Annotated in this window: 25 protein-coding genes; 8 read left to right on the top strand and 17 right to left on the bottom strand. The window is 46.0% G+C overall.

What is annotated here, in order from left to right; translation table 11 throughout:
• Positions 1–9 precede the first annotated feature (9 nt).
• Entirely contained in the window at positions 10–744 is a 735-nt protein-coding gene (locus tag V1501_RS05120) for an MBL fold metallo-hydrolase (RefSeq protein WP_409291752.1), read from the bottom strand.
• 175 nt (positions 745–919) lie between these two features.
• Between V1501_RS05120 and yhfH the strand changes: the two genes are divergently transcribed.
• The gene (gene yhfH / locus V1501_RS05115) at positions 920–1,048 is read left to right on the top strand and encodes a protein YhfH (protein WP_409291751.1); all 129 of its coding nucleotides are present in this window, start codon (positions 920–922) and stop codon (positions 1,046–1,048) included.
• Between the two features lie 280 nt (positions 1,049–1,328).
• Here yhfH and V1501_RS05110 read toward each other — a convergent pair whose 3' ends face one another.
• From V1501_RS05110 to hemE, 5 genes are all read right to left on the bottom strand, one after another.
• Complete coding sequence (locus V1501_RS05110) at positions 1,329–1,907, bottom strand: TetR/AcrR family transcriptional regulator (RefSeq protein WP_409291750.1); 579 nt, start codon at positions 1,905–1,907, stop codon at positions 1,329–1,331.
• 83 nt (positions 1,908–1,990) lie between these two features.
• Entirely contained in the window at positions 1,991–2,128 is a 138-nt protein-coding gene (locus V1501_RS05105; RefSeq protein WP_409291749.1) for a hypothetical protein, read from the bottom strand.
• 179 nt (positions 2,129–2,307) lie between these two features.
• Positions 2,308–3,720, bottom strand: coding sequence for a protoporphyrinogen oxidase (gene hemY, locus V1501_RS05100; protein WP_409291748.1), 1,413 nt, complete (start codon positions 3,718–3,720; stop codon positions 2,308–2,310).
• Between the two features lie 37 nt (positions 3,721–3,757).
• On the bottom strand, positions 3,758–4,690 hold the full coding sequence (gene hemH / locus V1501_RS05095; protein WP_409291747.1) for a ferrochelatase: 933 nt from the start codon (positions 4,688–4,690) through the stop codon (positions 3,758–3,760).
• A 28-nt stretch (positions 4,691–4,718) separates the two neighbouring features.
• On the bottom strand, positions 4,719–5,753 hold the full coding sequence (gene hemE / locus V1501_RS05090) for a uroporphyrinogen decarboxylase (protein ID WP_409291746.1): 1,035 nt from the start codon (positions 5,751–5,753) through the stop codon (positions 4,719–4,721).
• A 218-nt stretch (positions 5,754–5,971) separates the two neighbouring features.
• Between hemE and V1501_RS05085 the strand changes: the two genes are divergently transcribed.
• Positions 5,972–6,481 (top strand): antibiotic biosynthesis monooxygenase family protein, encoded by a 510-nt coding sequence (locus V1501_RS05085; RefSeq protein ID WP_409291745.1) that lies wholly within the window; start codon positions 5,972–5,974, stop codon positions 6,479–6,481.
• A gap of 73 nt (positions 6,482–6,554) precedes the next feature.
• Here the strand turns inward: V1501_RS05085 and V1501_RS05080 are convergent, their stop codons facing one another.
• The 5 genes from V1501_RS05080 to V1501_RS05060 all read right to left on the bottom strand — a co-directional run bounded on the left by V1501_RS05080 (position 6,555) and on the right by V1501_RS05060 (position 11,383).
• On the bottom strand, positions 6,555–7,667 hold the full coding sequence (locus V1501_RS05080) for a DUF2515 family protein (protein WP_409291744.1): 1,113 nt from the start codon (positions 7,665–7,667) through the stop codon (positions 6,555–6,557).
• A gap of 107 nt (positions 7,668–7,774) precedes the next feature.
• Positions 7,775–8,461 (bottom strand): phosphatase PAP2 family protein, encoded by a 687-nt coding sequence (locus tag V1501_RS05075; RefSeq protein ID WP_409291743.1) that lies wholly within the window; start codon positions 8,459–8,461, stop codon positions 7,775–7,777.
• A gap of 63 nt (positions 8,462–8,524) precedes the next feature.
• On the bottom strand, positions 8,525–9,241 hold the full coding sequence (locus tag V1501_RS05070) for an EcsC family protein (RefSeq protein ID WP_409291742.1): 717 nt from the start codon (positions 9,239–9,241) through the stop codon (positions 8,525–8,527).
• Between the two features lie 197 nt (positions 9,242–9,438).
• Positions 9,439–10,647: an ABC transporter permease gene (locus tag V1501_RS05065; protein WP_409291741.1), complete on the bottom strand. Its 1,209-nt coding sequence runs from the start codon at positions 10,645–10,647 to the stop codon at positions 9,439–9,441.
• On the bottom strand, positions 10,640–11,383 hold the full coding sequence (locus tag V1501_RS05060) for an ABC transporter ATP-binding protein (protein ID WP_409291740.1): 744 nt from the start codon (positions 11,381–11,383) through the stop codon (positions 10,640–10,642). Before V1501_RS05060 ends, V1501_RS05065 begins: the two co-directional genes overlap by 8 nt.
• A 586-nt stretch (positions 11,384–11,969) precedes the next feature.
• Between V1501_RS05060 and V1501_RS05055 the strand changes: the two genes are divergently transcribed.
• The 5 genes from V1501_RS05055 (at position 11,970) to V1501_RS05035 (ending at position 16,007) form a co-directional block, all read left to right on the top strand.
• Entirely contained in the window at positions 11,970–12,392 is a 423-nt protein-coding gene (locus V1501_RS05055) for an HIT family protein (RefSeq protein WP_409291739.1), read from the top strand.
• A 348-nt stretch (positions 12,393–12,740) separates the two neighbouring features.
• The gene (gene serC, locus V1501_RS05050; protein ID WP_409291738.1) at positions 12,741–13,823 is read left to right on the top strand and encodes a 3-phosphoserine/phosphohydroxythreonine transaminase; all 1,083 of its coding nucleotides are present in this window, start codon (positions 12,741–12,743) and stop codon (positions 13,821–13,823) included.
• A 115-nt stretch (positions 13,824–13,938) separates the two neighbouring features.
• Complete coding sequence (locus V1501_RS05045; RefSeq protein ID WP_409291737.1) at positions 13,939–14,466, top strand: tryptophan transporter; 528 nt, start codon at positions 13,939–13,941, stop codon at positions 14,464–14,466.
• Positions 14,467–14,746: 280 nt separating this feature from the next.
• On the top strand, positions 14,747–15,118 hold the full coding sequence (locus V1501_RS05040; protein ID WP_409291736.1) for a YtxH domain-containing protein: 372 nt from the start codon (positions 14,747–14,749) through the stop codon (positions 15,116–15,118).
• 310 nt (positions 15,119–15,428) lie between these two features.
• Complete coding sequence (locus tag V1501_RS05035; protein ID WP_409291735.1) at positions 15,429–16,007, top strand: HTH-type transcriptional regulator Hpr; 579 nt, start codon at positions 15,429–15,431, stop codon at positions 16,005–16,007.
• A gap of 476 nt (positions 16,008–16,483) precedes the next feature.
• On the opposite strand, the gene V1501_RS05030 is transcribed toward V1501_RS05035, so the two are convergent.
• On the bottom strand, positions 16,484–16,570 hold the full coding sequence (locus V1501_RS05030) for a YjcZ family sporulation protein (protein ID WP_204545640.1): 87 nt from the start codon (positions 16,568–16,570) through the stop codon (positions 16,484–16,486).
• Between the two features lie 274 nt (positions 16,571–16,844).
• On the opposite strand from V1501_RS05030, the gene V1501_RS05025 reads away from it, so the two are divergent.
• On the top strand, positions 16,845–17,723 hold the full coding sequence (locus V1501_RS05025) for a peptidylprolyl isomerase (protein ID WP_409291734.1): 879 nt from the start codon (positions 16,845–16,847) through the stop codon (positions 17,721–17,723).
• 44 nt (positions 17,724–17,767) lie between these two features.
• Here V1501_RS05025 and V1501_RS05020 read toward each other — a convergent pair whose 3' ends face one another.
• From V1501_RS05020 to V1501_RS05000, 5 genes are all read right to left on the bottom strand, one after another.
• Positions 17,768–17,977 (bottom strand): sporulation YhaL family protein, encoded by a 210-nt coding sequence (locus V1501_RS05020; RefSeq protein WP_409291733.1) that lies wholly within the window; start codon positions 17,975–17,977, stop codon positions 17,768–17,770.
• A 333-nt stretch (positions 17,978–18,310) separates the two neighbouring features.
• Positions 18,311–20,026, bottom strand: coding sequence for a methyl-accepting chemotaxis protein (locus V1501_RS05015; RefSeq protein WP_409291732.1), 1,716 nt, complete (start codon positions 20,024–20,026; stop codon positions 18,311–18,313).
• A gap of 545 nt (positions 20,027–20,571) precedes the next feature.
• Positions 20,572–21,516 (bottom strand): 3'-5' exoribonuclease YhaM, encoded by a 945-nt coding sequence (gene yhaM / locus V1501_RS05010; RefSeq protein ID WP_409291731.1) that lies wholly within the window; start codon positions 21,514–21,516, stop codon positions 20,572–20,574.
• Positions 21,517–21,574: 58 nt separating this feature from the next.
• Positions 21,575–24,616, bottom strand: coding sequence for an AAA family ATPase (locus tag V1501_RS05005; RefSeq protein WP_409291730.1), 3,042 nt, complete (start codon positions 24,614–24,616; stop codon positions 21,575–21,577).
• Positions 24,613–25,818: an exonuclease SbcCD subunit D gene (locus V1501_RS05000; protein WP_409291729.1), complete on the bottom strand. Its 1,206-nt coding sequence runs from the start codon at positions 25,816–25,818 to the stop codon at positions 24,613–24,615. The genes V1501_RS05005 and V1501_RS05000 overlap by 4 nt, the downstream gene beginning before the upstream one ends.
• Positions 25,819–25,892 lie beyond the last annotated feature (74 nt).

Here is a 25,892-nt window from a genome sequence, read left to right as displayed (position 1 = left end):
CCTCCTGGATCAAATATAATATTCAAGACTGCTGCGGGCGATGATGATCTGTCTGTCAAAGTGGCCGGCAGCTACCTTTTGGAGCTGTGCAAGGTCACCAAAATGCGGCAGATGGGTCAGCACAAGCAATTTAACTTCAGCCGCCGCTGCAAGCTTCCCTGCATCGATGCTCGTCATATGGCCCGCTTTCCCGCCATCCATATCTGCATAAAAATTGCATTCAGAAAGCAGGACATCCGCATCTTCGGCAAACTGTTCCATTTCCTTCACATAGGATGTATCTCCAGTATACACCAAAGAACGGCCCTCACATTCAATTCTCATGGCATAACAGGGAGCAGGATGGACGGTCTTCATGAATGTAATGGAAAATGGCCCGATAACCAATGCTTCATCTGCGCTGTAGGCTTCCCCTCTGGTAATATCCTTGTATGTAAGGCTTTCGAATCCGGCAGCGTCTTCCTTGTGGCCATAGATGGGCAGTGTCTCCCTTTCATTTCCCATCATTTTATCTATCAATAATGCATGCTGAAGCACACCGATGTCAGCCACATGATCCGGATGATAATGCGACAGAATGACAGCGTTTAAATTACCCGGTGTTGTATGGTTCTGGAGCTTTGAGAGCACCCCGCTCCCGCAGTCAATCAGAAGTGTGTAATCCTCATGCTCAAGCAGATATCCGGCGGATGCTTCGTTACGTGCAGGATAGCCTCCCCAGCAGCCTAAAATGGTAAGCTTCATATTGGTTTCCCTCCCGAAAGTGTCAGCTAGTTAAACTATAAATCATCAGTCCTATTTTTTCATCTTTTTCAATTTGTTATAACACATTAGTTTACAAATTAAATCTGTTATAATACAATGTGTTTAAGATTAAATTTTCAGAAAAATACAAATCAATTCAAGGAGGAAGATGTAAATGATTCAAAACAGTGTAGAATTTTTCAAGAACCTCCCGGCAAAACAATGTACCCAATGTGGTGAAAAGATTCATGAAAAGCATGAATGCTATGGAAATAAGTGTGATACATGCAGCCAGATTAAATAATCCCGCAATGCACCTCACAAAGGAATTTCAACAAAAAAGAGGATGTCCCCTATGATTGGGATATCCTCTTCTTTTGCTCATGAGCAGAAAAGCATCAACACTTCGCCGGGCGGCGTTTACTCTCCGAAAACTTCATTTTTTTAACGCAGCAGGCAGACTTACTTCCCAATACGGAACTGGGAGACATCCTCCAGCTGCTCCTTAAAAAATAATAAAAGCGGCAGAGCAAAGCCAGGGAAAAACACGAAGTGCTTTGCTCTGTTATAAGACAGCTACTCTTTTAAGGAGTTCTGGAAAGTCCCTTGAACATATACAGCTCGAGCAGCTCTGCGATTTCCTCCTTTGAAAGAGGAGTGTGGCTTTTTTCCCAATCAAAAATAAGGGTGATGTACATCTTCAGCAGAAGAAAGGAAGTAAGCTCAGGGTCACATTCTATGATTTTCCCATTTTCCATGCCCATCTTCAGTTTGCTGCTTATATAGGAAACGATGGCTTTTTCAATTTCGTCCACCATTTCGATGACAGCGCGCGTGCCCATTTCCTTTTTTTCCTGAATGAGCTTAATCATGAACTGATGGTCGCGCCTGTACTCAAGCATCTTATACAAAACACTGTGAATATTCTCGTGCAGGGACAGTGATGGATTCAGCGTCTTATCTGCTTCCCGCTTCATCTCTTCAATGAGACGTTCGACGATTTCCCTGAACAGCTCTTCTTTATTGCGGAAGAAGGTGTAGATCGTCCCCTTGCCGACATCGGCGATCTTAGCCACCTGATCCATGGTGGTTGCTTTATAACCAAACAGCGAAAAGGATTTTGCCGCTGCCTCAAGGATTAATTGCTTTCTATTTACAGACATAAGCGTCTCCCCTTTGACTTCTTGAACACTTTGGTCATTTTATAAACCAATTTTATCAAAAGCGCCCAAAGGAGACAAGCACTCTAGGATTTCAGGAAAAATAGAAGCATGAAAGCTACCAATATAAAAAAGCAGGCATTCAGCAGCAGAGTGACCATTCCCTCGCGGAGACGCACAGAGATTGGCACTTCACTTAGTTTCTGCCGATTCTTTCTTTTCATTCTCATATCCTCCTGCCCGCGTGAGCAATTTTAGCAGATAACACTCTAATACCATTCATTTCGACAAAAAGAGTGGTTTTCCTTCAAGCGGGCCGAAAGAATTGTGAGTGTGCGCTGCCCGGTTCCTTTCAGATGTAAAATGCGCCAGCACAGTATGAATCCGGCTGGCGCATTTATCGTCAAATCATATTCAAATGTTTCAGGGCAAGCTCCACAGCTTCCTCTCCCTGATCGATGCAATCAGGCAGGCCGAGACCCTCATAAGAGCTGCCGGCAAGGATTACACCCGGAAGTTCCCTGAACGTCTGCTCCTTAAGTGCCGCAATCCTCTGCTTGTGCCCTACATTATATTGTGGCATGGCATCCTTCCAGCGGGTCACAATGGTGAATTCAGGCTGAGATGTTATGTCCATCGTCTTATTCAAGTCTTCAAGAACAATTTTCTTAATCTCTTCATCTGAGAGGTCGACAACGGTTTGATCTCCGGCACGTCCTACGTAGCAGCGCAGGAGTACCTTTCCTTCCGGTGTGGAGTGCGGCCATTTTTTATGTGTCCATGTACAGGCCGTGATCGTATAATCGCTGTTCCTCGAAACCACGAAGCCTGTTCCGTCTATGTCCTTCTTAATCGCAGAAGCGTCGAAGGCCATCGCCACAGTTGCCACAGAGGTGGCAGGCATTTCCTTCAGGCCTTCAAAGAAAGGATAAGAGGAGAGCATCGGCTGCACGGCAAGATGGGGCACTGTGACGATGACCGCATCTGCATCCAGCTTCTTCCCATTGTTAAGAGTAAGGGAATAGCTCCGTGCTTCTTTGATCAACTTTTCCACTTTGACTCCCTTGATGATAGAGGAAGGGGCAAGTTTAGCCTCAATAGCTGACACAAAGGATTCAAGGCCGCCAGTGAATGTTAAAAAAGCACCCTTCTTTGCGCCTTCAGGTTTTTTCTTAGCGGCAGGAGATGTTTTCCTCATGCCGAGGATCATGCTTCGATACTGCTCTTCCACTTGATGAAACTGTGGAAAGGTGGACATAAGGCTCAGCCGGTCGATATCGCCGGCGTATATCCCTGAAAGGAGCGGTTCAATCAGGTTTTCCACGACCTCATTCCCAAGCCTGCGCCGGAAAAAACGGCCCAGTGACTGGTCTCCTGCCGTCTTTGACCGGGGCAGAATAAAATCGGCTGCCGCCCGGAGCTTGCCGACGGGGCTGAACAGCCCTGTGGTGATGAAAGGGGCTATCTGCGTCGGAATTCCCATGATAGATCCGCCAGGCATTCCATGCAGCTTCTCACGCACAAGCACATAGGACCTGCCGGCAGTGTTATGGACAAGCTTATCCTCCATCCCCACTTCCCGCGCTAGCCGCGATGCACTCTCTTTACGGGCAAGAAAGGAGTCCGGGCCCTTTTCAATGACAAAGCCGTCCTTGATGGTGGTCTGTATTTTTCCGCCCAGCCGCTGGCCGGCTTCAATGAGGATTACCTCAAGCGGGAGATTATCCTGCCTGGCTCTCTTTTGCAGGTAGTAGGCCGCGGCTAAGCCGGTTATTCCGCCGCCGATAATTACAGCCTTCTGCTTTTGCTGACTCACAGTTCATCGCCTTCTTTATAAAGAATAATCTATTTCGTCATGAATGATATTTATTTAATACGACGGAAGCCAGTGTGCTGATGAATCCAGGGTGGGTGTTTGGCATTTCCGGGCGGTAGTAAGAAGCCCCGATTTCCTCTGTCACCACACGGCATTCAACATCATTGTCAAACAGTACCTCAAGATGGTCCGAGACAAAGCCGACTGGCGCATAGACAAACGCCTTGTATCCGTCCCTGTTGAACAAATCCCTTGTCAGGTCCTGGACATCCGGTCCAAGCCACGGCTCAGGCGTATTCCCCGCACTCTGCCAGCCGAGTTCATAATTTTTGATTCCTGCACCTGCTGCAATGAGATCTGCTGTTTCTCTGAGCTGGTCGGGATAAGGGTCACCCGCCTGCAGTATTTTTTCCGGCAGGCTGTGGGCTGAGACGATGAGGACCGACTGTTCCCTTTCCCCTTCCGGCATGGCGCTGTACGTTTCCTTCAGCCTGTCTGTCCAATAGCCGATGAAGCCGGGCTCATCATACCAGCTTTCCACACTCTTAATGGCCGGACCGCCAATTTTTTCTGCTTCTTCCTGGGCACGGCCATTATAGGACTTCACGCTGAAAGTAGAAAAGTGCGGGGCAAGAACGATGCTCACAGCTTCCGTTATTCCATCCTTATGCATCTGGTTCACTGCATCCTCTATGAATGGCTCAATATGCTTCAGGCCCAGATAGTATTTGAATTCTACTTCATCCTGAACTTCATTCAGCTTCACTTCCAGGCTTTCAGCCTGTGCGGCGGTAATTTTTGCAAGCGGTGATATGCCGCCGATTGCTTCGTACCGGGACCTCAGATCCTCAAGCGCTTCGTCTGAAGGTCTCCTGCCACGCCTGATATGTGTATAATATCTTTCAATATCTTCTTCTTTATATGGAGTTCCGTAAGCCATAACGAGAAGGCCGACTTTCTTTTTTGCCATTTCCTTCGCACCTCTTTAGCTGGTAATTTTATCGTTGTGAGTATTCATGGATAAATGCTGTCAACCTTTTGAGTGTGTCGGGGTTTACATCAGGGAATACGCCGTGCCCAAGGTTAAAGATATGCGCAGGCTGCTTCATTCCCTGGTCAAGGATCGCCTTTGTTCTTTCCTCGATTACGTCCCATGTGGACAGAAGGATGGCTGGATCGAGATTTCCCATCAGCGTCTTCTCTAGGCCAAGCTCCCTCGCTTTTTCAATCTGCAGTCTCCAGTCAAGGCCCACCACATCAAGCGGAAGGTCATTCCACTCCATGGCAAGATGGCTTGCGCCGACTCCAAACATGATGAGCGGCACATTTTCCTCCTTCAGTTCGGTGAAAATGCGGTTCATGACCGGCTTGATGAATAGGCGGTAATCTTCTACATTCAGCGCACCCACCCAGGAGTCAAACAGCTGTATCGCCTTTGCCCCGGCCTTGATCTGGGCTTTGACGTATGTGATGGCCGTATCTCCAAGCTTATCCATCAGCGCAAACCACGCCTCGGGCTCTGAATACATAAAAGCTTTGGTTTTGTTGTAGTTCTTTGACGGACCCCCTTCAATCATATAGGAAGCAATGGTGAAGGGAGCCCCGGAAAAGCCGATAAGCGGAACATTCAGCTGCTCATTGACAAGCAGCTTGATTGTATCCAGGATATAGGGAATATGTTCTTCGGGATTCAGTTCACCCAGCTTCTCTACATCCTGCAGCGACCGGATCGGGTTTTGGATCACTGGACCGATTCCTGATACAATGTCAACATCCACTCCAATTCCCGGGAGCGGAGTCATAATATCTTTATATAGGATGGCTGCATCCACATTATACTGCTCGACCGGAAGCCTCGTCACATATGCGCCAAGCTCCGGCTGATGTGTAATTTCGAAAAGCGAATATTTCTCTTTCAGCTTTCGGTATTCAGGCTGCGATCTTCCGGCCTGTCTCATGTACCAGACCGGTGTGTAATCGGTCTTTTCACCTCTAGCCGCCTTAAGGAATGTTTCGTTTAACACTTTTGTCATAAAAAATATCCACCTTTCAAAATCACACTTAAAAATATACATAGATGAAGCATTTTAATTTATTTTGGTATGTTATCAATATAGACTTTTATCCTAAAGATGTATAGTTTACAAGGTCAATTGTCAAAAAATAGACGCTTTTTCCCGAAGAGCTGTCATAGTTTACTTCCCTCCTGCATGAGGTAGAATGAAGAAAAGACTTTAGAGGGGTGTTTGTGATGAATATTTTCATAACCGCAGGAACAGCCGGCTTTTTAGGAACCATCAAACAAAAGAACTCAGGGGAGAATATGCTTCTCTTAAACAGCATAGAAAACTCGCTTCTTCTTCACGAAACAGAAGGGGCTACCATTTTCAGCCAGCCCCGCAAATATGAAGTGATTGATTCAGTGGGCAGCCTTGCAGGACGCGGCTATGCTGTAATGAACAATATTCCGGTAACAGACGAAGGCCGTCCAATCTTTGAGTATAGATTCAAGAACCGCGCAGGATTAATCCAGAATGAACCTGGTTTCATTGCCATGAGGGTGCTCCGCCCGCTCAACTCTGACACCTACGTGATCTTTACTCTCTGGGAAAATCAGCAGGGCTTCGACAACTGGCAGAACTCACAGTCATTCGCCAAGGCGCATGCAAAAAAAGAAGGGGCACCAGAAGCAGACGCACCGCAGCAGACCATCTTCTCAGGCTCCTCCTATGTCACCAAATACGCGGTCAGTGAAGATTAAGGGAACAGGCCCCATTCCCGATTATTTCCCAAAAGAAAAACGGCAGCCGCCGTTTTCTTTTTCGGGAGGAGAATCAATCCATCACATCGTTCCATTCATTGAGGGTCTGGATCACTTTTAAATTCTCCATAACTTTCTTAGTAATATCCTTTTCTACTGGTATGATTCCCCACTTCAATTCTTCGATGTACCTCTTGTCAGTAAACCAGCCTGAGGGCTTCAGGGGAGGCAGGCTAATATTGCTCCATGCGTCAGAGAGTCCTGGACTGTATAGCTTTTGCCCATCCTCTCTGCTCCTGCTGAAGATTCCGCCCCAATAATCTGCCCGCGAGGCAGTGTGCCGTATTCCCCTTGCAAACTCGAGGGCACCCGGATAGATCTTTTTATCAAACAATATGGCGTACAGTTTTTTACCGACGGCGATACGCTCAGCAGGCTCGGCAAACCGTCTCACGGCAAGGCCAGAGAGTTTATACCGCTCCCTTCCCTTGCTGTAAGGAAAAACTACAGTGGTGAAACCAAAGAACTCCTGGAGCTGAAAATCCAAACCGCCGAGAATCTTCGCATGAGTCCCCTGGCTGAGCAGCCTTGCCTGCAGCATTCTCTGCTCGTTGATGATCAATGCAGCAGTCAGGAGGGCCGGGCTGCCAGTAACCCTGAACTGCTCCCAAACCGGGGCCATGAAGGGCGACACAGAAAAAAGGCTTAAAATCTCCCGGTGCGGCACTCTCTGCTTTTTACCATATTCATAGAGAAGGAGCTGCGGATATGCATCGCTGAATATCGCGGAATTAGCTTCTTCCAGAAAGAGAAAATACTTTTCCTTTTGGGCCTCGCTTAATAAATGATCCATGGCGGAACCTTTTAAATCTGTCATATGATATCCGCCGTTGCGTGAAACCATATGCGCCAAAAAAGCCCAATGAACTTCGGGATTCCGGACATAATAATTAAGATACGCGTTTGTCCTTGTAACATTATTCAGGTTCAGCTCACGCGTAGCCTTGCGGATACTGCTCAAAATCTCCCTGCTTTCGGGCAGCAGGATCACAGGGCCTGGCTTTGGCAGCTCTAGTTCGCGCTCCAGACGGGACTGCAGCAGCTTATACTCTTCATCTGTAATCAATGGGAGCTTCTTTATCCCATGCTTGCTGAGCAGGCTGAACATATTGGCTAAGATATGCAAGGAAATAGAACTCACATCCTTTTTCGGATTTCATCCTTGCATTACTATATGAAGGGCCGTTCCAGGATTTCCTCGGAATAAAAAAACCAGCCTGTCTGGCTGGTACATTAAAGAGCCTCCTGTTTAGCTGCCCCGCTCTTCTTCCGGTCCATTGACTTTCTGAACCATTCATAACAATGAAGCACCACCGCCACGGTAATAAAGCCGAGGGCATATCCACCCAGAACATCGGATGCATAATGAACGTTGAAATAGATCCTGCTTGCACCGATGAGCAGGATCAATGCCCAGGCCGCAATCCAGACAGCAGTCCGTCCAGCCCCCTTCATGTTCTTAACCAAAAAATAGGCAGCTATAAAATAGAAAATAAAGCCGACCATGGCATGTCCGCTTGGAAAGCTGTAGCCGACGCCATCGACTGCCGCATCAAGGCTTGGCCTCTCCCTGGCCATGATCGCCTTGGCCAGTTTATTCAACTGGTCTCCGCCGCCAATTGCGACAGCAGCTGCCAGCATTGCCAGATAATCCTTCGCGGCCAGCCATAAAAAGGCTAATAGCATTACAGTCCCGAATGCGAGCACATTCTTTGAGCCAAGCTCTGTAACAATCGTGAAGAACCTGGAGCTGCCTTTTCCCTCCAGACTCTGCAGGAGGCTTCTGCTTCCCGTGTCTATCCCAAGCGGTGAGCCGGCATGTACCAGATAGCCCAGGATGGCAAGCGTGATGAATGAAACAAACAGGAACCCGGCAAAAGTCAGGGCCGTCCTGTCTGCATTCTGTAAAAATTTATTCATTAATGATTCCTCATTCCTTAATCAATGCTGATGTAACAATCAGGGGCAGGGTGTGTGAATTATTCAGCCCCTGTCCTGCAGGAGCAGCCTGTGCCTGCAGCTGTTCATGACGGTTTCCCCCAGATGGTCCAAAAGGTTATAGTTCGCATATGCCCCGACCACAGCCCCGATGCCGGGCACCATCTGCAGCATTTTGACAAAATCAATATAATCTCTGTATTCCTGCTGAAAAACGCGCCAATCCACTTCCTTAAGCTCATGCCGCTTTTTCTCCCAGTTTGAGATGATAGAAAACATTTCTCGCTTCTTCTCATCACTTGAAAAGGCGAGCTGGAAAACATGGAGGATGAATAATCGTTCCTCATAGTCCTTCACATTAAAACCGTATAAGGAAACTGCTTCAAACAGGAATTTCATTTTAATTGCCAGCAGGAGGGGAAAATCGGCAAGGCCCGCTGCAAATCCCGCCGCCCCGGTTCCCGCTCCTTCAAGCAGGGCTGTCTTCCGGTACTTGATGAGCGCCACTTTCACAAGCTCATCTTTTTCCTGCAGGGTTAAGCCGCCCTGGGGCTTTGCCCTCGTGGTCCAATCGGAACCGGCCAGGGTCGCCTTTACCATGCTCTTGATGCTGTCGGTGATAATCTTATGAGCCTTTTCAGGGATATAACTGTTCATCTTTGTCTGTGCCTTCTTGGATATCCGGTTCAAGAGGCCAGATCTCGTCTCCATCTTCATTTCCCATTTGTGAAGTTCCAGGATGATCTGCCGTTCATAGCTCATATACCTGCTCCTAACCTATTTTTTGTACAGGCTTATTCACTAACTCTCTGTTTAATGATAAAAAGGTTGATTACTCTTAAGAACGCCCGTTACAATCAGCATTCATTGATCAATGATTTGTCCAAATAAAAACATTATGCCCATAAAAAAGGGCCTTTTTGTAATACGGAAGTTATTCGGAAAAGGTTTCACCCGGGTTAAAGCGCGGCAATTTTCTTTTTTGCATATGCATGGAAAATAGCTAGGAAAATCAGCCCCGCCCCAAGGCAGGCTCCTCCCCCTATGGGATTGCCTGCTGCTGCCACAACAGCCGAAAATACGATAGCCTGGATCAGGATTGTACGGTCAATGACCGTGAGAGCGGCCCTTTTTCTCATCGAGGGAGGCAAAGGATAAAGATTCAGCCAAAATTTATTATCATGATGCCGAGCAATCGGCAGAATCTGGATGCCTGTCAGGTATAAGGCAAATAGAACCACTATAAGCTTTGCCCACACAGAAGCGAAAATCAGGCTGATAACCGCCCCTATTACTGTAAGCCTGACTGCCAAACCCAGGTAATCGTTCGATCTGACCAATGTTCTTGAAAGAAGATACAGATGTGAGGAGCTCTGTCTGAATGGAACCGCTGAGACGATCCAGTCCAGATATTTTCTTCTCGCCACTCTTTCCCTCAGCTTCGGAACATCGGTAAACAGATTTGCAAATCGATAAAAGGCACCCATCCTCCTGGCCTCTAGGCTGATGAGCCGCTCCCATTTCAGCGGCTTCCCCGCTGTTTCCCTTTCAAAGTACAGAAGTAAAAGATGGAACAGTACAGGGATGGCAAGGACCAGCAAGAGGTGAGCCCCTCTAAAAAGCATATACAGACAAGCTGCATTCAGGCAGTAACGGACCGCACTGTCGATATGCTGATGCCATACAGTATCATATTTCAGGATCCTGAAGCGCACCTGCAGATTCAGATATTTCAGGACACATAATAAAATCAGGGCTATGATGAAATCGCCAAGTGCGGCTGAATTCACCCTGAAATGCATGGGCATGAATGCGGCAAGCATCATCAGCAGGATGTAGCCCTGAAGCAGGAAGCTGACACGGATGGATCTGGCAAAGTAGGATTTCATCCTGGTCTCGAGCGGGAGAAGGAATACGATATCTGCTTCTCTCAGGAACGTCAGGATGGGACTGGCCGTAACCGCCAGGCCAAGGACAGCCGCCATGATGATCCCGGCAGGAAACTCCGGGGTGAGATTCTTTACCCACTCGCTGTAATAATAGGACAGCCCCCCGAGTGCAAAAATGAGCACAAATACAAAATGTCCATTAAAGATGTATTTTAGATATTTTCCTGTTTCCTTCGTGAAGCCCTGGAACCGGTCTTTCCACAAATCATTCCTATTCATTGCTTTCTTCTTCCTTTGTCAGGGCTATATATATTTCATCAAGCGTGGCCCCTGGCATGGAAAATTCCTTCTGAAGATCCGGAAGTCTGCCCTTTGCCCTTATTTTCCCATTGTGAAGGATAATCAGCGAGTCACAATACCGCTCCGCGGTAGCCAGGATATGGGTAGACATCAAAATGCCCGCCCCGCTTTCCTTCATTTTCTTCATCAGGTCGAGCAGCGACTGTATTCCCAGTGGATCCAGACCCACAAAAGGCTCATCCACGATATAGAGGGACGGCTGGACCAGGAAAGCACAGAGAATCATCACTTTCTGCTTCATCCCCTTTGAAAAATGGGAAGGAAACCACTTCAGGCGCTTCTCCAGCCTGAACTCCTTAAGGAGAGGGCTTACACGTTTTTTATACTCTTTTTCCTCTATGCCGTAAGCCATTGCAGTCAGCCTTAGATGCTCCTCAAGTGTCAGCTCATCATATAAAATCGGCGTTTCAGGCACAAAGGTGAATTGTTTCCTGTATTCCTCCGGCGCTTCGCCAAACTTCTTTCCATTTATCCGGATATCTCCGCCCTTTGGCTCCATCAGGCCGATGATATGTTTAATGGCGGTGCTTTTTCCCGCACCGTTCAGACCGATCAGCCCCACGAGCTCATTCTGCTTCACTTCAAAGCTAATTTCCTTTAACACAGGGTTTTTGGTATACCCGCCTGTTAGGTCTTTCACTTCCAGCAATGCCATACACACTTGTCCTTTCTGTTAAAACCTGATTCCTTTTATAGTACCAAAAATCGCTTCAGTCTCCTAGCCTGGCGCAGGAAGAATTCCAGAATTACCCATGAGTGCAATCGCGATGCAGGGCAACAATAAAAAAGGAGGAAGGAACAGCAATGGTGTCTTAAAACTTGATGGTTCTTTGCATCATTGAAATGGGGTGCCAGTTAAAGACATTTAACTGAATTTCATCATTCAAATCCGTCTTGCAAGGGGATGATTTTCTTGCATAAGGTAATTTTTATCCAGCAGCTGCCTTTTTAAAAAGGCACTGGGAAGCTAAACTCTTTATATGCTGTGAAGCCTATAAAGCTAAGGAGAGGTTCCGATTGGATCATTCAGCTCTTTAAGTGTACTTCATTGCTAAATGGGGTGTTTACAAAAGAGTCTATACCTGAAATAGACATTTGAAACACTGTTCCTTCCTCCTGATAAGCAGGGCGGCTGATGCCGCTCTGTTTTTTCTTTTTTTGGCCTTTCAAACATTTTACTGGGGCAAAACCGCTGTGTTACACTATTTTCAAGCAGTTTTTCGAGAAAGGAAGGATGAGTCATGAGCAATTGTATTTTCTGCAGCATTATTAATGGAGATATCCCAGCCTCAAAAGTCTATGAGAATGAGCATGTATTGGCTTTTCTTGATATCAGCCAGGTAACAAAGGGCCATACCCTCGTGATCCCTAAGGTCCATCAGGAAAATGTATATGATTTGACTTCTGATACGGCCAAGCATGTATTTGAAGCAGTCCCGCAAATAGCCAGGGCAATCAAGGAAGAATTCAATCCTGCCGGTATGAACATCTTGAATAATAACGGTGAAAAAGCAGGTCAATCTGTTTTCCACTATCACATGCACCTGATTCCGAGATATGGAAGCGGTGATGGCTTTGGTGCTGTCTGGGAGACCCACACCAGTGAATATAAACCTGAGGATCTTAAGCAAATTGCAGACTCGATCAGCAAGCATCTTACATAAAAAACTCTTTATTAAAGTATTATTTAGAAAACATTGCAGCTTTGTTTCCGCAGCAGGTACTCAACCTGCTGCAAGGCGGGCGCTTTAATATCCTCGGCTTTGTCTGCGGGATCCCACCTGTCCCGCCCCAGAAAGGCGGAGATCCTTAGACTAGCAGGCCGCATCTTCCGCTGCTAGCAGCTGTTTAAGCAGCCTTTATTAAATACGATTCAGCCTGCCGGCCAGCGGCCGGCTTTTTTCATGAATGGTTTTTATTTTTTGAATTTTTGGTATTTATTATTTTCAAGGACTGTACCTTCTGTTACGATAAATCAATAAACTTTAGTGATTTAAAGCGGAGGGATACCCATGGAAAGAGCGCTTAATTTTAATGCAGGACCTGCTGCACTGCCGCTTGAGGTTTTGCAAAAGGCACAGAAAGAATGGCTGGATTTTGGCGGAACAGGGATGTCTGTTCTTGAAATGAGCCACCGCAGCAGTGAATTCGAGTCTATCCTGGCCAGTGCAAAGGACCGCCTGGTCCGTTTGATGAGCATTCCTGATACCCATGATATCTTATTTATCCAGGGCGGCGCATCCCTGCAATTTACAATGGTTCCAATGAATCTTGGAACAGACGGGAGGAGCGGTTCCTATGTTCTTACAGGTTCCTGGTCTGAAAAGGCGCTTGCCGAGGCTGAAAAGCTCGGCAGCCCGCAAATAGCCGCATCCTCAAAGACCGGAAATTATGCGTATATACCTTCAGCAGGCAGCCTTTCAGACTTCAGCGGAGCTTCTTATCTTCATATCACAAGCAATAACACGATTTACGGGACACAGTGGAAGAAATTTCCCGATTGCGGCTCCATTCCGCTTGTCGCAGATATGTCGAGTGACATCTTGAGCAGAGCCATTGATGTATCGAAATTCGGTCTCATATACGCAGGTGCACAGAAAAACCTGGGGCCTTCCGGGGTTACAGTGGTCATCATCCGCAAGGACCTGATCGGCAGAGAGATGAAAAATCTGCCATCAATGCTTGATTATAATACGTACCATAAAAACAACTCACTCTACAACACCCCGCCATCATTCGCCATTTACCTGTTATCTCTTGTTCTCGAATGGGCAGAAGAGCAAGGCGGCACCGCCGGACTTGAACAGATGAATGAAGAAAAAGCGGGCATGCTGTACAATGCCATAGATACAAGCGGCGGCTTCTATAAAGGACATGCCGAGCCTGCTCACAGATCCCTTATGAACGTAACCTTCACCCTGCCAGATGGAGAAAGAACCAAGAGATTTCTGTCAGAAGCCAAAAAGGCCGGATTCACCGGACTTGGCGGCCACAGGTCAATAGGAGGCTGCCGGGCGTCCATCTACAATGCTGTCCCGTCCGCCCATGTAGAAAGACTCATCACATTCATGGAGAACTTCAGGAAAAAGAATTAGTGTTTTTCAGGTAATCATGTTATAATTCACAGCATAATCTCTTCGCGCCAGGCAATGAGTGCACTGTCGGGGGAGAAATACATTTTAGCTTAGCTAAGCTTAGGAGAGATGAGAATTGAATACGAAAACACTTGTATCCCTTTCACTATTGGTCGGGATTGGAGCAGCCCTGCATTTAATCATTCCGGGATTTATCCTTGGCATGAAGCCGGACCTCATGCTCGTGATGATGTTTTTGGGGATTTTTTTATTCACTGAAAAAAAGAATGTTTTACTGCTTGGAGTTTTGACGGGAATCCTTTCTGGCATTACCTCTACCTTCCCAGGCGGACTGATACCTAATATCATTGATAAGTTTGCAACAGCCTTCCTTGTGTATATGCTGTTTGCCGCCATAAAGAAAAACCAGTCCATCTTTGCGGTCTCTGCATTGACAGGTATTGGCACACTAATTTCCGGAGCGATCTTCCTCGGCTCGGCGCTCTTGATTTCCGGACTCCCGGGTTCAGCAGGATTCATGGGACTTTTTGCAGCCGTCGTCCTGCCTGCCGCGGTCTTCAATATTGCTGCAATGGCATTGATACATCCGGTTGTCACCAAGATTCTGAGGCGTTCAAATCTGCAGCCGGCCATTAAAAATTAATTACCCAGCCGCCCTTCAATACCGGGCGGCTTTTTATGTGCCAACTTTCAGGAACAACGAAATTACGCACTAAAACTGGGCTGGAGCCATATACTTTAAAGAGCGCCCTTTTCCTCAGGCTGGCGGATTTTCACTAAATTTTCCTGCCAATTTCAAATAAGTTGTTTTAAGATAATGTTTTTGTGATATACAAATACGGAGAAGAAATTTATTATTTTGCTACTATAAAAAAAGGGTTTTTCTTCTTTATGTAGAAAATTGTAAATGATGAGGTGATCGCATGAAAGTAAAATCGTTATTGCTGGGGATATTGACCGGAGCTATCGCTGCCGGAGCAGGCACCCTATTGACCACCCCTTCCTCTGGCAGGGAATTAAAGAAAAGAATACAGGATAATAAGGATGAAATCCTTGACCTTCTTAAGGAAATCAAGGGAAAGGCGATGGATGTAAAGAATGAGGCCGTATCCGCATCCCTGACGAGCAAGGAAAGTGTGAAAGCTTTCTCGGCCGAGATTAAGAACCTGATGGAAAATTGGAAACAGGACATCCAGCCCCACAAGGAAGAAATCCAGATGAGGATTTCTGAAATTGAAGGAGCCATCCAGGAGCTTGAAGGGGTCGTAAAAAAACCTTCTCCTTCCGAAAAATAACCGGCTGAATGAACAGGCAGGAAAGTTTGAAAAGGCTTGGGGAACCAAGCCTTTTTCAAACTGTATAGTTTGTTCGAGCAATGTTATCTTAATAAAAGGAAATAAAAACCACCCTCCCGCCGTCTTGCTGGCCGCCAATCATTCAACTGCTAACCGTAAGACATAAAACCCATCTATTTAAAGCCTTTTTTGCTCTTCTTTCATATTTTTATTCTTCAAAGTCAAAAAATTTTGTTATTTTACTTTATATGTTTTTATTTTATTGTCATAATATTAGGAAAGAGATTACTAAAAAGTGGGTGAATCAAACATGCCTGAAAACAATTATTCTATGAAAGAAGCGATGCTATTCAGCCAAAGAATAGCCCAGTTAAGCAAAGCCTTGTGGAAATCGATAGAAAAGGACTGGCAGCAATGGATCAAACCTTATGACTTAAATATCAATGAGCACCATATTCTATGGATTGCCTATCATCTTAACGGAGCTTCTATTTCCGATGTGGCAAAATTTGGGGTTATGCATGTTTCAACTGCCTTTAACTTTTCCAAAAAACTCGAGGAACGCGGCCTCCTTAAGTTCTCAAAAAAAGAAAATGATAAACGCAATACTTATATCCAAATAACTCCCGATGGAGAAAAGATCCTGCTCAGCCTTATGGAAGCATACGAGCCGTCAAACAATGCTGCGTTCAGCGGCGCACTTCCCCTCCGTAAGCTCTATGGAAAATTTCCGGATATGCTTGAAATGATGGCAGTCATCCGCAATATATACGGAGAGGACTTCATGGAAATATTCGAAGCCTCTTTCGCAAATATTGAAAAAGAGTTTACGGATGTCAATGGGACCATTGAGAAAAAGGAAACGGTAAAGGACCTGAATTCACTGTAGAAGTATTCCAGGGTTGATAAAAGCGGATGCGAAAGCCTGATCCGCTTTTTCCGCCAGCCAGTCTTGTTCGATATTTCACAATCACATGCCTACCTCCTCTTCCTATCCTCCTAAAGGACATGCAGGTATCTCCCTGTCCCCAGTGTTAAATATACAGGCCCCTCAAGGTCTACTACTATCTTTTTAACTAAAATTTTGTTATCGTATTTATACAATTGTCATTTTTCAAGGGGGGATTTCGGATTGATATCACTGTTTTTTAGTCTTCTAGCTATGTTTATCTTATATTTTACGAACCAAATGACCGCTTCTTTATGCGTACAGAAAGAAATCCCCGAAGAACGCCAGCCGGGAGTATTCCGTACGATTAATATTCTAATCACGATTTTGCTGATTTCCTCATATATTGAAACATTGTTCACATGATACAAATGTCAAAAGGTGAAGCGCCGATGCTTCACCTTTTTGTTTATTTATTAGCTCCACCAGGCTGCACCAATGATAATTAAGAGGATGAAGAGTACAACCAGTAACGCAAAGCCTCCGCCGTAAGCTCCTGACATGCTATTTCCTCCTTTCCCTAAAAAAGGACTTTGACCTGTTCAGAATGGAATGGTCTGCCGAATGCTCCTGCCTGACGGCTGCCTATTCGCCCTTCACCATTTCATTTCAAGTTATCATATGTGTCTGCCCCTTCCTTGATTAGGCAGATTAACCAGGTTTTCTGAAAAAAATCCAATCTTTCCATAAATTTTTTCCCTCTGTTGTGATTTATGTTATAGTTATCCTTGTGGGTTTTACATAGACCCGAAATAACAAAACAGGAGTTGTTAAAGCATGAAAAAATGGGCATTATCCATTGCCGTTACAGCCGGTCTTATCGGATTGTCAGCTTGCAGCAATAATGGCGGAAGCTCCGATGAAATCGTTAAAACAAAGTCTGGAGAAGTAACAAAGGACGAGCTATATGAAGCCATGAAGACTCGTTATGGAAATAAAGTCCTGCAGGAGCTTGTATATGAGGAAGTTCTTTCTGACAAATATAAAGTATCCAAGAAGGATGTTAACGCAAAAGTCGACCAGGTGAAGCAGGAGCTTGGACCGCAGTTCGACGCTGCCCTCCAGCAGTATGGCTACAAGGATGAAAACGATTTGAAGAGATCCTTCAAGATCGGCCTTCTCCAGGAAAAAGCCGCTGTCAAGGATGTAAAGGCGACAGATAAAGAAGTGAAGGATGCTTACGATAACTTCAAGCCGGAGATCAAAGCCCGCCACATTCTTGTTCAGGATGAGAAGACTGCCAAAGAAGTGAAGCAAAAGCTTGATAAGGGAGAAAAATTCGAAGACCTGGCCAAGAAGTATTCCAAGGATCCAGGATCTGCCGAACAAGGCGGAGACCTCGGCTGGTTCGGGCCAGGCAAGATGGTTCCTGAATTTGAAACGGCTGCCTATAAACTGGATAAAAACCAGATCAGCGGGCCTGTGAAGTCTGAGCATGGCTACCACATCATCCAGGTTACTGACAAAAAAGAAAAGAAATCCTTTGAAGATATGAAAAAAGAGCTTACCTATCAGGTAAAAGTGGCCAAGCTTACTCCAGAAATCGTTCAAAAAGCGATGGACCGGGAGCTGAAAGCCGCTGATGTGGACATCAAGGACAAAGACCTTAAAAAGGCTTTGGATGCACCACCTGCACAGCCACAACAGCAGCAATAATTACAAAAAAAAGGGCGGAACCTGGTTCCGCCTGTTTTTTTTGCCTATATAATAATCTCTTGCTGATCCACTTCCTCGTCATCTGCCAGGAGGCCGCTGCGCTTTCTTTTTTCCTCTTCCATCCTGTTCATGAACTTCATGCCTTCCTCTTCAATCCATGCCATTTCCTGCTTCCGGTCTTCCCTGGCCGTTTTCACCGTCATGATCGCACTGCTGACAATCCCCGCCAACACAAACCATACCCATACCGGCATGATGGTCCCCCCTCAAAATAGGCTGTCCTTTTTCTTCCACCAATGTATGCTTCCGAAAAATAAAATATGCCCCCGGGAGGAGGCATAATCGCACGTTGTTGAAAAACAAGTCCGTCCAAGAAAATCTATAAATTTTACAGAGTTTTTATTGGTTGAATAGTCATACAGAATCTACTGTAATTTTTTATGTGAGGTGGAGACCGATTTTCTGTAACGAGCGGAGTTTTGCTTACGTTTCCTCTCGGGGGCTTGTACTCGTAATATCCCTGTCGTGTGAGGAAAGCCGGCTGCACGTGTTCAAAATATGCTCTAATAAAAAGTATCTAAACTTAATTAATTTACTTTGAAAATAGAAACAGAATGGTTTAATTCTTCCGCTAAATTAGCTAAAGAATGTGAGGTGGCGGCAGTTTGTTCGCTTGCCGCTGCTGATTCTTCACTAGCCGCTGCGATACTTTCGACGGCTGTCATTACTTCGGATGCCTGTTCAGACTGCTGGGCACTTGATGAAGCAATGCTTTCAATTGATGTCATCACATCCATTGATTTTGCTGATTGTGCTTTGCTTGCTGTTTGGATTTCTTCTACTTTAGCAGAAGACTGGGCTACCATCTTTGCAATGGTGCTAAATGCCTCTCCAGTTTTATGGGTGTTATCCACCCCTTCCTTTACGGCCTCAACACTGCTTTGTGTTCTATTCTGAATACCTTTAATGATCTCTGATATTTCCTTTGTTGCCTCGCTGCTTTTTTCTGCAAGCTGACGGACTTCATCCGCGACCACTGCGAACCCTTTGCCTTGCTCCCCTGCACGCGCCGCCTCGATTGCTGCATTCAGCGAGAGCAGATTCGTCTGGCTGGATATATCATCTATCACCTTAATGATATCGCCAATTTTGTTTGCCTCTTTTTCCAAGAGAGACATCTGTTCACTTACCTCTGTCATCCCATCAATTGACGTCTTTACGACTCTGCCGCCCACTTCAGACTGCTTCGCCAGGTCTTCGCCGATAATTGCCGTTTCTTGTGCCGTTTTGGCGACTGAATCAATTACTTCGTTTAACTCCTTAAACAGGCCGGCCATTTTTTGGGAATCATTGGATTGAATTTCAGCGCCTTTAGATATCTGTGTAAACAATTCAGTAATGGTTTGTGCATCATGCGCCTGGCTGGTAGCTCCGCTTGCAATCTGTTGAGTTGTAGCGGATATTTCCTGGGAGGAGGCAGCGACACTTTCTGCTGACTGAATGATATTGCCTACTGTATTACGCAGATTTACGATCATGTCATTAACAGATGCTGCCAGGACCCCGATTTCATCCTTCGTATTTATATCCGTTGTTTTTGATAAGTCTCCCTGTGCAACATCACCGACTAAATCAACGACCTTTTTAAGTGGTCTTGAAATTATCTGCGACAGAACATATCCAAAAACGATACTGAAAATCACTGCTGCTGCTATAACAACTATGGTATACAGCCGCGCAGAACTGTACTGGGCATTGGATTCCTCAGCAGACTTCCTGCTCAATTCAATATTATATTCGATTAAATCCCTGATGATGCTTTGGGCTTTATCTCCGGCAGCCTTAAAATCAGGAGCCATTTTAAGATAGCCATCAACATCATTTTGATATCCTAATTTAATTGCATCTTCTAAATATACATAATAGGCATTTAGAGCCGGCTTTAACTCATCTATATATTTTTTCTCTTGCTCTATCATGTATGTGTTTTCGTAGGACTTGATATTATCTTCCATTTCCTTTTGTATTTCTCTGATTGTCTTTTGGAATTCATCCTTCTTCTCCGGCGTCTTAGCCACCATAACTAAATCACGGATATTTACCCTGATCCTCTGATAGGAAGTTTCAGTTTCACCAAGCTGGCTGATTGGGACTACTTTGTCTTCATACATTAAATTCAAATCTTCATTCAATGCATTCATATTAGTCAATCCATAAATCCCTAACCCAGCCACAATAACAGCCAGCAATATGAATGATGTAATTAACTTGACTGAAGTTTTAAGATTAAAAAACCATTTCATTTCCTTTTCCCTAACTTTCCTAATTGTCTATCTCTGCTGGCCACTTAAGAGCTTTATCCATATTGGAGTATTGTGAATAACTTGTTATAAATGGCTGACAACGGAAGGCGAGATGAACTCTTCCGTTTCGATTAAAATAAAAATGAACCAGCACCGGTGCATGATTGGAACATTTAAATTCAGGGTTCTTTAACCCAATACACTATTTTAGAATAGTAATGATTAATATATATATCGGAACAGTTTACAAGTCCTTAACAGAAAATTTAAAATTGGTAAAATGTACATATTTAAACTGCCTGCACAATTTGTTTAACAGTAAAATCGAGCAGAGGGAAAAAAAGTCATCTGATTTTCGCCCCTCCCCCAACACTATACGTACGGTTCGCGTATATATAAGAAATTTGCGAGAATAAGAGAAAAGAATAAAAAAACCTCCTCTAACCTAGTATGTTTGAGGAGGTTTTTTAAAAATTTGCATGTTTGTCCATGACGGACTGCTTTTGCAGCAGAATGGAAATATGCCTCCAAAAGGAGGCATATTCTTATTCGTGGAACGACGGCTTATAAAATGAACGGTTATCGAGGGCAAAGACTCTCTCGGTATACTCTCCCGGCTTCACACGTTCAAGTGCCCGGTCCAGCATATTGATTTTCGCATCCAGATTGTCAATATAATGCAGCACTTCCGCTTCGCGGATCATCGGCGGCTTGGGGCTGCCCCACTCGGCTTTGCCGTGGTGTGAAAGGACAAGATGCTGAAGGATCATGATCTCTTCTCCTTGTATTCCTAATTCTTCAGCTGCCTTGCCGATTTCATTGACCATGATGGTGATATGCCCAAGCAGATTTCCTTCTACAGTATAAGCGGCCGAAATCGGGCCGGAGAGCTCATATACCTTCCCGAGGTCATGAAGGATGACTCCTGCAAACAAAAGATCTCTGTCAAGGCTTGGATAAAGTTCTGCGATTCCTTTGGCCAAATCCAGCATGCTTACAACATGATAAGCTAGTCCGGACATGAATTCATGGTGATTCTTGGTCGCTGCAGGATATGTAAGGAACTTCTGGTAATGCTTTTTCAAAAGGTGCCTTGTGATCCTCTGTATGCTTGGATTTCTCATTTCAAAAATATATTGAGTAATTTTATCTGCCATTACATCCTGGCTGAGCGGTGCAGTCGGGATTAATTCTGCCAGATTGATAGAATCATTTTCATTCGTAAGCCTGATATTGCGGATTTTCAGCTGGCTTCTGCCGCGGTAATTCTGCACTTCTCCCGATAATTTGACCGTACTTTCCGGGACATATTTTTTCTCATCGTCATCGCTGATATCCCAGAGCTTTGCTTCAATGTCACCGGTTTTATCTGAAAGATACAGGGTCAGGAAGGGTTTCCCGTTACTCGCTGTCCCCTTCACACTGCTTTTGATAAACATATAGGCATCGAATGCTTCACCGACCCCGTAATGTACGATTCCTTTTTCCATCCTGTTCTTCTCCTCCGTAACATTAGTACTGATAGTATATCATATGGGAAGGCGGCACTTAAAGGCGGGAACCCGCCGGCGGCAGGGAATCCTGAAGCCCTGACGCAGACGCAGCCCCGCTTGGGCTCAGGGTGATCACACTGCCTGCCTTGAAGGCGCTGGCAATATGGCTGTGACAGGTAAAGAAGATGATTTGATGCTCATCTTTAAGCTCTTTCAGGAGTCCCAGCACTCTTTCTGTTCTCTTTTGATCAAAGTTAACAAAGCCATCATCGATGATGATTGGAAAGCTTTCTTCCTGGGATGCATGGAGGGCAAGAGCAAGGCGGATTGCAGTATATGCCTGTTCAGCCGTACCCCTGCTTACTTCTGATGCTTCATACATCAAGCCGCTTTTATGCTGCAGAAGGACTCCCCTGCTTTCATCCTTCATATGAATGGCCGTGTAAGATCCTTCTGTCAGATAAGATAGATAGCTTTCCGCTTTCTTCAGAACCCGGGGAAGCTTTTCGTCCATAAACCTTGAGACTGTCCTTTTCAAAAGGCTTTGGGCGAGCGCATATTCTCCCCACTTTTTCGCCTCTTCCCGGAAGGCTGACTTCTTTTCTTGGAATCGGTGCAGCAGCTCTGAGTGGGTTCCCCCTTCTTCGAGCATCTTGATTTTGGCTTCTGTTTCTGCCGCCAGCTTCAAAAGACGGCCGATTTCTTCAGCAAGCTCTTTCCGTTTATCTTCCAGCTTTTTTGTATCCATTTCGGTTATGCCCCTGCTGCTGAATTCAGCAGCAGCTGAGCGGCTAAGCGTAAAGGAGGCAAGCTGGACCTCTATGTCCCCGAGTCTCGCTTCGTCTGCCTTTCTCTCCTGAACGGCTTTGTGACGCCCTCTGAACTCTTCCTCTCCGTCTGATTGGGCAAGGCGGTACAGAGTTTTCACCTCACGCTCTATGAACGTCTTCTTTTCCCCCAGACTGCGCAAAGCTTCACCCAGGCTCTCCAGCTGGTTTTGAATCTGCTGCCATTTATTGAAGTCGTCTGCTGCCTGGCGGATGGCAGTCTTCAGTGAAGCAGTTCCTTCCCGCCAGGAAAAATGATTGGTTCCAAGCTCTGCAGCATATCCATTGATTGCCTGAATTTTCCCTTCTGCCCCTGCGGTCGACTCCTGCAGCTCTTCCTGTATCCTGTCTGCCTTATTAAGGACTGCTTTTGCTTTCTGAATCGCATCAAAAAAGAATGTTAACTGCCTGCTATGAAGGGAAGGTCCGCTATATCCGAGCCCTTTATACTCTTTACTTGTCTTTTGCTCGAGCTGCGCCCATTCTTTCTCCCAATTCTCAAACGCATCGATGATCCGGTTGAAGGACACTTCCTGTTCCTCTCTCTGGATTTCCTTATCCCTGATCCTCCGCGCTAACTCTTTATCTTTTTCCAATAGGGATTCTAATGAAGGATCCCAGCCGGAAGGCTTGCTCCTGGAGGCATCCAGCATTTCCGCTTCTGCCCTGAGCGCGCTAAGCTCATCCTTCAGGTCTGTAAGAATTGAATGCGATGGCTGCAGGAATTTAATCAGCAGACCCACGGCAGCGAGTCCAAACGCAAATCCAAAAATCGAATAATTCTTTGAAAGCAGGGCATATACTGCCAGAACCAGAACCACGGCAGTTCCCGCACCGAGAGCGTTTTTAGTCCTCCTCCGGCGGCTCTCCTCTTCCTCTGTAAGCTTTTTATAGCGTACTTCAGTCTTTTCGATCTGTTCTTCAATCATCCTCTTTCTGCCAAGATGGATGTCCGTATTTTTATGGCTATCGAATTTTATCTGCAGCCTTTCCCGCTCATCTTCCGGGAGCAGCTGGGAGACCATGGAGTCTAATTGTTTTTCTGTCTGTTCAAGCAGCTCCCCTTCTGCCTTTAAGCGTTCTTCAAGCTGCTCTTTTGTATGAAGGCTCTGCTGCCTCTTCGCATCAAGCTCTGCCAGGGATTCCCTCCGCAGCATGCTTGTATCCGCCCTTAACACTTCTCCGATATCTTTTTGATAACCTGAATCCCGAAGAATGGCTTCCGCTTCCTGTCTGAGCTGTTTAATCTTCTGCTTCAGCTGTTCCTGCTCGATTTCCCTCTGTTCAAGGACAGGAAGCCGTTCCAGCAGGGGCTCGATCTCCGGCGCTTTTTCCAACAGTCTGAAGTCAGGTGTGCAGGAGTCAAGCTTTCTCCGGACTTCCTCTTCCCTTGCCTTCAAGGCAGCCTCCTCAGCTTCATAGTGATTTTTGGAATGGAGAAGCTCGTGCAGCCGCTCCAGACCGTCTTCGGGGAAAGTGTACTCTCTTGATCCTTCGAGCTTTGCAGAAAGAAATTCCTTTTCCCTGAGAAGCGGGCGCATCCGGATATATTCTTTATACATATATATAGTTTCTTCAGTCTCGGCTGCCAGCCGCTCTGCGGCTTCAAGATTCTGCTGAAGGTTCAGATAATCCGCGTGAAGAATTGCATATTCCTTCTGGCTGTCCATCGACTTCTTAAGCTCGCCCTGTAGCTGCCTCAATTCCTTTAGCTGTACGTTCAGAGCCGGCCTTTGTCCGGAAGGCTTGAAAAGGGCATCCATCTCCTTCTGAAGCCTGGCTTCAGCCGTAAGGATGGCATCCGTACCCATCATCCCTGCTGAAAGGAGATATTTCCCGATATCCTGCTCACTCATTTTCTGCAGATTCTGCAGTCCGGTTAAGTCGAAGGAATAAATGGACCCGAAAGATGCCCGGTCGAGGCCGCCCAGAAGAGAGGCAAGCATTTCCTCCCCCCCGGCAGCCTGCCCTTCTTTGGTGACCGTCACATCACCTGACGCCTTCCCTTTGACCCTTTCCACAGTAATCGTGCCATGTACAGCTGATTCAAGGACCAATCTGCCCCCATATTTCAGGGATTGCCTGGGCTCATATCGGGCTGCACTCTGGTTTTTTCCCGGAAAGCCGAACAGGACGCTATGGATGAATGACATCAGCGTGGACTTTCCGGCTTCATTTTCACCGAAAAATACCTGAAGATCTGAAAGGCTGGAAAAGGAGGCATTTTCTAATTTTCCATATCCATATATATGAAGCTCAATGATTTTCATTTCAATCCTCCTTGCAATAGGGAAAGTACCATATTCAAGGAGTTATCCTGTATTTCTCTCAGTTCGCCTTCTTCAAGTTCATCAAGGAACTTCCTGGCATGCGGATGCTTGAAAAGGGCATCCAGCGCATCTTGTGTTTCCGGGCCGCCTTTAAGGCCGGCTAGCTCCTTCAGGAATGGATTCGAGGGAGCTGCAGACGCCTGTGCTTCCTCAACAAGTTTAAGCTCATACGGCCAGATAAAATCTTCATCCAGCGGGTTCTCCTGAAGGACCGATAGCAGATCTGCCGCAAAAGAGGCCGTATGGCGTCCGCCAGATCCAATCTCAATTTCAATGCTCAGCAGCACACCGCATCCTTCCTTTGCCCCCGCCTGGATCCCTTCCTCACAAAGCCTGAGCAGGCTGTCGAATGATGCATCGCCGGCACTCTCCAATTTAAGTTTATCCCATATGATATCGGAGGTTTCAATGAACTCTTTTTCTATCAGATTCTCTGACATCCTCACATAATAGCATCCTTTCACTCCTTCTTCCTTCCGGTGGCGTCCCTGTATATTACCGGGATACACTACAGCCGGAAATTCATGGAGCTCCTGCCTCTTGTGGATGTGACCCAGCGCCCAGTAATCCATATCCTTCTCCAGCAGCTCACCAAGCGAAAAAGGGGCATACTGCCCGTGGCCGGTACTTCCTTCCAAGCTTCCGTGATAGAGGGCGATATGAAAGTCTGCTCCGGCTTGCTTGACGTAACGGACGGCCATCCTATCCACCACATGTCTGTGCGGATAACTGAAGCCGTAAAGATGGACAATGGCGCCCGCACGACTTTTGAAAACCTTTCTCTCATACTCCCCGGAAAACAGATGCACATTGCCGGGGAAATGGAGCTTCACCCAGCTGCCGGTCAGATGATCATGATTTCCGTGAATGATATACGCCCCGATGCCATGTCCTGCCAGTCTCTCCATTTCATTGCGAAAACGGACCTGTGCGCGGATGCTTCTATTTTCACCATCATATAAATCCCCGGCTATAACCATGAAATCCACTTTTAACAGGATGGCGGCATCCACTGTCTTTTTAAACGCAGTAAAAGTCGCCTCCCTCAATCTATGCACTACTTCCCCGGGCATATTTCTAATGCCCAGAAAAGGGCTGTCCAAATGCAAATCTGCCGTATGTATAAAGGTCACTTCTTTCATTGCTCAGCATCCTTTCCCATAAAAAAGCCTGTCGGCCACCTTTATTTTACCATAGAGAAAAAGGGCTGGATGCT

This window comes from Paraperibacillus esterisolvens (genome assembly GCF_046237625.1).
In the GTDB taxonomy this organism is placed as follows: Bacteria; Bacillota; Bacilli; order Bacillales; family DSM-1321; genus Paraperibacillus; species Paraperibacillus esterisolvens.
The sequence above is the reverse complement of the archived record's forward strand: the minus strand, read 5'-3'. Positions and strand labels throughout refer to the sequence as shown.